Source organism: Pseudomonas sp. 5Ae-yellow, assembly GCF_014077575.1.
GTDB lineage: Bacteria > Pseudomonadota > Gammaproteobacteria > Pseudomonadales > Pseudomonadaceae > Halopseudomonas > Halopseudomonas neustonica.
On the sequence record NZ_JACGWE010000071.1, the window covers coordinates 1 to 8,904 of the forward strand.

The following is an 8,904-nucleotide window of genomic DNA, read 5'->3' on the forward strand; positions in this document are numbered from 1 at the left end:
ACAGGGCAAGAGGATTAGCATTCATAGGGACGGCGGTGAGTCGGTCAGGTTTGTTGTTTTGGCGAACTCAAAACTAACCGGTTTTACCGCCGTCTCCTACTTTTTCACGCTAACCCGCGATGAACCTGATTTTTGCGAACCAGAACCGCATGACCGGTAAAGGGTTGGACAGGGCGATCAGGATCGGACCGATATGATGAAGAATCAGGTGCTGACCCCGATGGACGAAGAACATGTATTGTGCGTAGTAATCGAAGCGGGTCTGCATCACCGCATAACAGATCAGTACCCCCAGGGTGAACGCAAAGATCCGCAGTGAGCCTGGCCGGTCCTGTTCCGGCATCCGAATTAGCCCGACGCCATAGAATCCCATCACGAGCATGTAGCTGAGTATGGTCAGCGGCGAGAAATCGTAGGGTAAAAGGTAGTCAAGCAGTGACATAGCGTTGCCGGTTGTTTTGTTGTTATTTCAGTGACCCTACCTTGGATGTCACCAGGTCGTACAGTTCCTGAGGCCCCAGGCGGCTCAAGGTGTCTCCGTTAACGTAGAATGTTGGGGTTCCGGAAATTCCAACCGCCTTAACGTCCGCAGCATCCTGTTGAATAATGCCGTCAATCTCGGGTGAGTTCATACCGGCCCGAGCGGCTTCGACATCAAGTCCGGCTGACTCCGCCGCATCCCATGCTGCGGCGACCTTTGGATCATCGTGCCATTTCGGTTGTGCTTCCATAACAGCGTCCAGTACCGGCTCATAGACCCCCTGTTCACGGGCGGTTTCCAGGATTCTGACGGCCTCTTCCGAGCCTTTGTGAAACAATACGTAGCGCAGTACCAGACGCACGTTGTCCGGGTAGGCAGCCTGAATCTGTTTCACATAGGGATGCATGGCGCGACAACCTTCGCAGGATGGGTCGAAGAACTCGACAATGGTTACCGGCGCGTCCTCAGGGCCAATAACGGGAGAGTAATCCCTCACCAGTGGCGTTTTTTCAACAACGGCGGGTTCATTAGTGCCCTGGGAGCGATCGTAAATAACAAAAGCACCAGCAAAGACAACCAGACAAAAAAGAAGGAGACTGATGACCAGGGTTCGGGTTTGCACGGGAGATCTTCCTATTTTAAATGAGTTTACGGGTTTCAGATTATTCAGGTGTCCGGTAGCAGCCGACTAGGCACCCACCGCAGATAAAGCATCATTCCAAACAGTTCCAACAAAGACTGGACGACAATCACCACGACGGCCACAGCCCAGGCCTCTGGCATTGACAGTGCCAAAGGTAAAACCACGAAGGAGTTGCGTGTTCCTAGGCTGAAGATGACGGTGCGACCGGTTTCTACCGGTAATCGAAAGACCCGGCGCAGAGCCTTTCCAACCAGAGCCGCAGCTAGAAGATAGGCCGGAAACAGAATCATCAAGGGCCAGATAAGTGAGCCGGTACTGTCGATCTGGCTGACCTGTGTCATTGAGATGATGAACAGTACGACTGTCAGCAGAGGGACCGGCATCAGACCCATGAAGCGAATGAACCCGATGGCTTTTCTGGAGTTTTCGGCCCATTTTTCAGTCAGAAATGCCAGGATAAGCGGGACAATAATCAGCCCGCCAAAGGCCGGCAGGAGGTGCCGCCCAAGCTCAAGATTCACGTCGAACTGATTACCCATGAAAAGCCAGAGGTAAAGTGGAAGAAGACCCAGTTGAGCAATCAGCAGAACCGGTGTTGCCGCAATGGCTCGGGTGCTGTCCCCCTTGCCTAGGTGAGTGAAGGTGACAAACCAGTCGGTACAGGGCATCAGCAATACCAGAAGCACTCCCAACTTCAGCGCGTCATTGTCCGGCAGCGCCAATATCAGCAAGGCAGTGATCGCCGGCATGACCAGAAAATTTCCGGTGAGCAAGGCACCCATGAACCGACGGTCCCGGAACATATCAGACAGGTGGGTCAACGGTGTTTGAGTAAATGTGGCGTAGAGCAGAACTCCGAGCAACCCCCAGATTAAGTAATCCGGCACACTGTCACCGAGGGACGATGTCCAATCCACAGACAGTCCGAAAACAACAGCGATGAGGTAGGCCCAGACCTGGTGGCGTTCAATTACGTCTCGCATGGCGTGCTCGTAACCGAGTGGAATGTCGGCCATTCGCAGCATATCTGCCACACGGTACCCTTTTCAGCAGCCCTGCTAGCCATGGCCATAAGTATGGGCATCTTTGTGACTGTGATCAGGATGTTCAAACTCCAATGTTGAATGAGTGATGCCGAACTCGTTTTCCAAAGTTCGTTTTATCCCACCCTTGACTTTTTCAAGTTCATTCCAGGCACTTATTTCGACCACCACATGGGCGTCGAGGGAGGCATCATGCTCACCCATCTGCCAGAAATGTACGTGGTGAAGGTCTAAAACGCCTTCTACGTTTGATAAAGCCTCGATGACAGAATCTGTGTCGATATCCAATGGACTACCCAGCATGAGTGTCCGGATGGTTCCGCCGATTTCCGTTAGACCCAGGTAGAGAATATAGCTTGCGATACCAATTGTGATCGCGGGATCAACCCAACGCATGTCGTACAGGAGAATCAGGGCGCCGCCTACAACGACTGCAATTGACGCAAACGCATCAGACAAGTTGTGTAGAAACAGCGCACGGATGTTGACGCTGTCCTTTTGCATGGAGTAAGTAAGCAGCGCGGTCAAACCATCCACTACCAATGCGATAATGCCAAGCCAAACTACCCACCACCCCTTGATTTCCGGGGGATCTATGAATCGCATGCCACCTTCGTAGATCAAATATGCCCCGATCATTATCAAAGTGGTGTAATTTATGAGTGCCGCAACAACCTCAATTCTCCCGTAGCCAAAGGTCATCTTCGAGTCGGCCGGGCGGCGTGCAATCTTCCGCGCCGCAAATGCGATAAATAGTGACGCCATATCCGAAAAGTTGTGTATAGCGTCGGCTATCAGCGCCAAGCTGCCAGCGAAGATCCCTCCAGCGATCTGAGCCAAGGTTAGGATACCGTTCGCCCAGATAGCTACTGCAACTCTCTTATCCTTAGTATCCGGTGACATGTGAGCATGCTCGTGGCCCATTGTTTTCTCCTTGGTCGTTGCTGTTCAATTAAACGTAGTCGCAACACTCGCTAAGCCTGGCTCAGAGGGCTTAGCGAGTGTTGCGACCGCGCGAAAACTAGCCATTCTGGCGATTTTCCATGTTATTCCCGGCACCTTTCTCGGCTGTGAAGCCCGTGACCAAAATCATGGCCACGCTCAGGAGGATGAACACGTCGGCAAGGTTGAACGCCGGCCAATGCCAAGATTGCCAATGGAAATCCAGGTAATCGACAACGTAGCCTCGGAAAACTCGGTCGATGACATTTCCGAATGCACCGCCAAGTACCATCGCATAGGCCAGGGCTTCTGTTCGCTTATGGCTGTCCCGCATCAATTTGACCAGAACAGCCACGGCTATCGCAATAAAAAAATATCGCTGCCAGCCCCCGCCATCGGCGAAGAGACTAAAGGCAGTGCCTTTATTCCATACGTGCACCCAATTAAAGAAAGGAGTGATCTCAACCGATTGCCCGTAAGCCATGGATTGCTGGACGAGCCATTTAATAAGCTGGTCGGCCAGCGCTACCAGTGTGGAAAAGCCGAGAAAGATAAACGTAGAAAAACTAGCACGGTGTTCAGACATCGAATTATCCTTTTAGTGCAAGGATGCGCTTGGCACCAATGAATACAATGCCTCCCACAACGCCGCCAATAACCAGATCCGGATAGTTTGAACCGGTCCAGGCAACAAGAAGCCCCGCAAGGATAACTCCCAGATTGATAACCACATCATTGGCCGAGAATATCCAGCTTGCCTTCATATGCGCGCCGCCTTCGCGGTGCTTGGATATCAACAGCAGGCAACCGGTATTGGCGATCAACGCGACGAAGGCGATCGCCATCATCATCAGCGATTCAGGCTCACTACCGAAAACAAAGCGTCGCACCACCTCGACGAGTACGCCGATAGCCAAAATCAGTTGCAGTACCCCTGCCAGATGCGCGGCACGTACCTGCATTTTCGCACTGCGCCCTACGGCATAGAGAGCCAGGCCATAGACGGCTGCATCGGCAAACATATCCAGGGAATCAGCGATCAGGCCGGTAGACTGGGCGATCAGGCCAGCAGTCATTTCCACCACGAACATGATCGCATTGATACCGAGCAACACGCGCAGAGTGCCTGACTCCTGCGTAGCAGAGACTGCCGAGCTCTCAGCGGCCTTGATCGTCTCTGGGTCGGCAATGACGGTTTCCTGAAGAGAGGCGCCTAGCCCCAAGGTCGCCAGTTTCGCGGTAATGGGCTCAGCCTCGCCGTCATGCACGACCTCCAATCGGCGGTTCGACAAGTCGAAGGACAGCGTTCGAATCTCATCAAAGCCGTTCAGCGCCAAGCGGATCATCCGTTCTTCTGAGGGACAATCCATCTTCGGCACAGCATACACGCTGACCCATTCCCCTGACGCTTCGGAGGAGACCGGCATATCGGTATCCGCTGCAGGCGTTGCATCGCAGCTACATGGGCCACCACAGGCTTTACTCACGATACGGCTCCAGTTAACCAACATAGATTGCTAGTGTTAAAAACTATATAGCTACTATAAGGTCAATGGGACAGATGATCCGTTGAGGAGTAAGCCTGATGCGCATTGGTCAGTTAGCCCAGATAGCGGGTATCGACACGCAGACGATCCGCTTCTATGAGCAGCAGGGCCTGTTGCCGCCGCCAGAACGGCAGGAGAATGGTTACCGTGTCTATACCGAGAAGCATGGCGAGTGGCTTGCCTTTATCCGCCGCTGCCGAATTCTGGACCTGTCACTGACAGAGATTCGCGAGCTACAGAGCTATCAGGACGACCCTCGCCAGCCTTGTACCGCCGTCAACGCCATGCTCGATGACCACATCTCTCATGTGCGGTCGCAGATAACTGCTCTGCAAGCGCTTGAGCAACAACTCGTTTCACTGAGGGCGAGTTGCAACGAGGGTCGAGAGATCAATGCCTGCGGCATCCTGACGGGGATCAGCGAGGAGAGCAAACAACAGCTGTATAGGGCTAGCTCAGGCCGTAAGGACTGAGCAGAGACATGCCGGACCTTGCAGTGACATTGTGAATGCATGGTGTGTTGATCGCGAAGCCTCACTGCGTATCTCGGCATGCGAACCTGGGCGTTGCTGCAAACTTGCAGGGGCCGTGAAGAAGAGTCGTCATCAACCAGGTAATCCGCTGAGCTGATGGTTGGTTCCGTCATCATGATATGAGCCAATCAACCAAAAAATCCGGATACCCCTTTTTTGGTGATTCCTTTGTCTATGTCATTTTCGATGACAACACCGATCTGTACTGGGCCCGCTCCCGGGTACTGGAGTACCTGAGCCAGGTGGCCGGGCAATTGCCCGATGCCGCCAAACCAGAGCTGGGGCCGGATGCAACCGGCGTTGGCTGGGTATACTCCTACGCCCTGGTGGACCGCACCGGTCAGCATGACCTGTCGGAACTGCGGGCTATTCAGGACTGGTTCCTGAAGTTTGAACTGCAAACCGTGCCCGGTGTATCCGAGGTCGCCAGCGTTGGCGGCATGGTGAAACAGTATCAGGTCGTGGTGAACCCGGACAGACTGCGGGCCCACGACATTACCCTGCAGCGCATCCATTCCGCCATCAACAGCGCCAACCAGGAAACCGGCGCCTCGGTGGTGGAGATGGCCGAGGCGGAATACATGGTACGGGTCACCGGCTACCTGCAGAACGAAGACGATCTGCGACAGGTCCCCCTGGGGGTCAACGACAACGGCAAGCCCCTGTTACTGAAAGACGTGGCCGATGTGCAGCTTGGCCCACAGGTCCGTCGCGGTATCGCCGAACTGAATGGGGAAGGGGAAGTGGCCGGAGGCATTGTGGTGATGCGTTTCGGTGAGAACGCCTTGAAAACCATCGAAGGGGTCAACCAACGCTTGGAGGACATCAAAACCAGCCTCCCCGATGGTGTAGAAGTGGTTCCTACCTACGATCGCTCCACACTCATTAATAACGCCGTGGACAACCTGTATGGCAAGTTATTGAAAGAGTTCCTGGTGGTCGTCCTTATTTGCGCAGTATTCCTGTTCCATCTACGGTCGTCGCTGGTGGTCATCGTCAGTCTGCCCGTAGGTATCCTTGCGGCGTTCGTGGTGATGCACGCCCAGGGCATCAACGCCAATATCATGTCCCTCGGGGGTATTGCCATTGCCATCGGCGCCATGGTGGACGGGGCCATCGTGATGGTGGAGAACGTCCATAAACACATGGAGCGAACCCCGCTGACACCGGAAAACCGATGGGCCGTGATGTCGCGGGCCGCGGGTGAGGTGGGGCCCGCGCTGTTTTTCTCACTGATGATCATCACCGTGAGCTTTCTGCCGGTCTTCACCCTGGAGGCTCAGGAGGGCAAGCTCTTCGCCCCCCTGGCGTTCACCAAAACCTACGCCATGGCGGCGGCAGCCGGGCTGGCCATCACTCTCGTTCCAGTGCTGATGGGCTATTTCATCCGTGGCAAGGTATTGCCAGAACATCGCAATCCCATCAACCGACTGCTGATCGCCCTGTACCGACCGATTATCGGCTGGGCTTTGCGACGGCCGGCATTGATGCTTGCCGGAGGCCTGGTGGTGCTGATCATCGGCTTCTGGCCGGCCAACAAGCTGGGCAGTGAATTCATGCCGCCTCTGGACGAGGGGGATCTGATGTACATGCCCACCACCTATCCTGGTATCTCCATTGGCAAGGCCCGACAGATTCTGCAACAGACCGACAAGCTGATTGCCAGTATTCCGGAAGTGGAGACCGTGTTCGGAAAAATTGGCCGCGCCGATACGGCCACCGATCCTGCCCCGCTGACCATGATTGAGACCTTTATCCAGTTCAAACCACGGGACCAGTGGCGACCCGGCATGACGCCGGAATCTCTGCGCCGGGAACTGGACAGGACCGTCAGACTTCCGGGCCTTACTAACGCCTGGGTCATGCCGATCAAAACCCGCATCGACATGCTCTCCACGGGCATCAAGACCCCAGTCGGCATCAAGGTGGCCGGTCCTGACCTGGCGGTGATCCAGGGTATAGGGGAAGAGCTCGAGCGGGTGTTGACTGACATACCCGGCACAGCCTCTGCGTTTTCCGAGCGGGTGGCCGGCGGACGCTACATCAAGGTGGATATACAGCGCGAGGCTGCCGCTCGTTTCGGGCTGAATATCGCAGACATTCAATCGGTCGTACGTACCGCGATTGGCGGCATGAACGTGGCCAACACGGTGGAGGGTCTGGAGCGCTATCCCATCAATCTGCGCTATCCCCAGGGTTACCGGGATTCGGTGGAGCAGATGCGCCTGCTGCCGATGGTGACACCCAATGGCCAGCGTATCGCGTTGGCCGATGTGGCGGATATCCGGATCGACCAGGGGCCGCCCATGATCAAGTCGGAAAACGCCCGTATCAATGGCTGGACTCTGGTGGATATCGAGGGCCGGGATCTGGGCAGTTGGGTAAGGGAGGCGCAGTCCGTGGTGCAAGAACAGGTGGATCTACCTGCTGGCTACTCCCTGACTTGGTCTGGCCAATATGAGTATATGCAGCGGGCCAAGGAACGCCTGACGCTGGTGGTGCCGCTGACCCTGGCCATCATCATCATTCTGCTGTACCTGAACTTCCGCAACCTGACCGAGGTGGGCATTATTCTCGGCACCCTGCCATTCGGCATGATCGGTGGCATCTGGCTGATGTATCTGCTGGGTTACAACCTCTCCGTGGCCGTGGCCGTCGGTTTTATTGCCCTGGCCGGGGTGGCGGTGGAGATCGGAGTCCTGATGCTGGTGTACCTGAACCAGTCTCTGCATAACGCTTTGGAAACCGTGGATCATCAATCAGGCCAGCTGTCGGCAGATGCCCTGCGCAAGGCGATCAGTGACGGTGCTGCGCAACGGGTGCGTCCGATCATGATGACCTTCGCGGCCATTGTAGCTGGCCTGGTGCCCATCATGCTGGGCAGTGGCACCGGCTCAGAAGTCATGCAACGCATCGCCGGCCCGATGATCGGTGGCATGGTCACCACGTTGATCCTGACCCTGCTGCTGATTCCGGTGATTTTCTATCTCTGGCAGCGCGCACGGCTGAAAAAAAATCGCCAAAAAAGGAACATTCCGATGATTAGACCCATTGGCATCCAAACCGTTCTGATCCTGCTGATCACAATGGCCTTGCCGATAAACGCCGAACCTATTGAGGTCGTTGACGATTGGGTTCAAGAGGCTCTGACCAATAACGCGACTCTGGGCGCGCAAAGATCTGTCGCCGAAATGTCAGAAGCCAAAGTGGAGGGCTCAGATACTTGGGCCGACCCGGTCATCAAGTATGGCATTGCGCCTGAAACTCTAGAGGGACCTAATACAGTTGGGCATCGCTTTGAGGTAAGCCAGCAGCTGCCCTGGCCGGATCATCTGTCGGCGTCTCGCAAGGCAGCGGAGGCCGGAATGCTTGCCGCCCAGCAGGAGACTCAGTGGCTAATAAGGCAGCTGACAGCTCGCGTTAAGGAGGCGTATGCATATTGGTGGTATACCAATGAAGCGATCAATCTCCATCATGAGACACGCGCTTTGGTCGAGCAACTGGCCACCGTAACGGAACAGAGGCTTGACTATGGCATCGGCTCGCAAAGTGAAATGCTCAGGGTCAAAACGGAGTTGGATACTCTAACCCGGATTTCTCATAGGTCCCCAGCAAGTCTCGCAGACTGTGCGGGTTACCGCCATTACCGCTCATTGGCGGCCGTGACTGATCAATAATCGATCAATTCCTGTTGTCCGGACACACGGCCCCCTTT

7 protein-coding genes and 2 pseudogenes are annotated in these 8,904 nt (G+C 55.2%); 3 read left to right on the forward strand and 6 right to left on the reverse strand.

The window, feature by feature from the left end:
• Positions 1-127 precede the first annotated feature (127 nt).
• The 6 genes and pseudogenes from H4J77_RS18780 to H4J77_RS18805 all read right to left on the reverse strand — a co-directional run.
• Positions 128-442, reverse strand: a pseudogene (locus H4J77_RS18780) (cytochrome c oxidase assembly protein); the annotation flags it as partial.
• A gap of 22 nt (positions 443-464) precedes the next feature.
• Positions 465-1,103 (reverse strand): thioredoxin domain-containing protein, encoded by a 639-nt coding sequence (locus H4J77_RS18785; protein ID WP_058091791.1) that lies wholly within the window; start codon positions 1,101-1,103, stop codon positions 465-467.
• 44 nt (positions 1,104-1,147) lie between these two features.
• Complete coding sequence (locus H4J77_RS18790) at positions 1,148-2,149, reverse strand: arsenic resistance protein (protein ID WP_206769037.1); 1,002 nt, start codon at positions 2,147-2,149, stop codon at positions 1,148-1,150.
• 33 nt (positions 2,150-2,182) lie between these two features.
• A complete protein-coding gene (locus H4J77_RS18795) occupies positions 2,183-3,091 on the reverse strand; it encodes a cation diffusion facilitator family transporter (RefSeq protein ID WP_008169406.1) in 909 nt (302 codons plus the stop codon).
• Between the two features lie 97 nt (positions 3,092-3,188).
• Positions 3,189-3,695 (reverse strand): signal peptidase II, encoded by a 507-nt coding sequence (gene lspA / locus H4J77_RS18800; protein WP_123891399.1) that lies wholly within the window; start codon positions 3,693-3,695, stop codon positions 3,189-3,191.
• Positions 3,696-3,699: 4 nt separating this feature from the next.
• On the reverse strand, positions 3,700-4,596 hold the full coding sequence (locus H4J77_RS18805) for a cation transporter (RefSeq protein ID WP_123891398.1): 897 nt from the start codon (positions 4,594-4,596) through the stop codon (positions 3,700-3,702).
• Positions 4,597-4,694: 98 nt separating this feature from the next.
• Between H4J77_RS18805 and cadR the strand changes: the two genes are divergently transcribed.
• The 3 genes and pseudogenes from cadR (at position 4,695) to H4J77_RS20030 (ending at position 8,866) form a co-directional block, all read left to right on the forward strand.
• Complete coding sequence (gene cadR, locus H4J77_RS18810; RefSeq protein WP_008175821.1) at positions 4,695-5,129, forward strand: Cd(II)/Pb(II)-responsive transcriptional regulator; 435 nt, start codon at positions 4,695-4,697, stop codon at positions 5,127-5,129.
• 203 nt (positions 5,130-5,332) lie between these two features.
• Positions 5,333-8,203, forward strand: a pseudogene (locus H4J77_RS18815) (efflux RND transporter permease subunit); the annotation flags it as partial.
• A gap of 72 nt (positions 8,204-8,275) precedes the next feature.
• The gene (locus H4J77_RS20030; RefSeq protein WP_235869802.1) at positions 8,276-8,866 is read left to right on the forward strand and encodes a TolC family protein; all 591 of its coding nucleotides are present in this window, start codon (positions 8,276-8,278) and stop codon (positions 8,864-8,866) included.
• Positions 8,867-8,904: the final 38 nt, after the last annotated feature.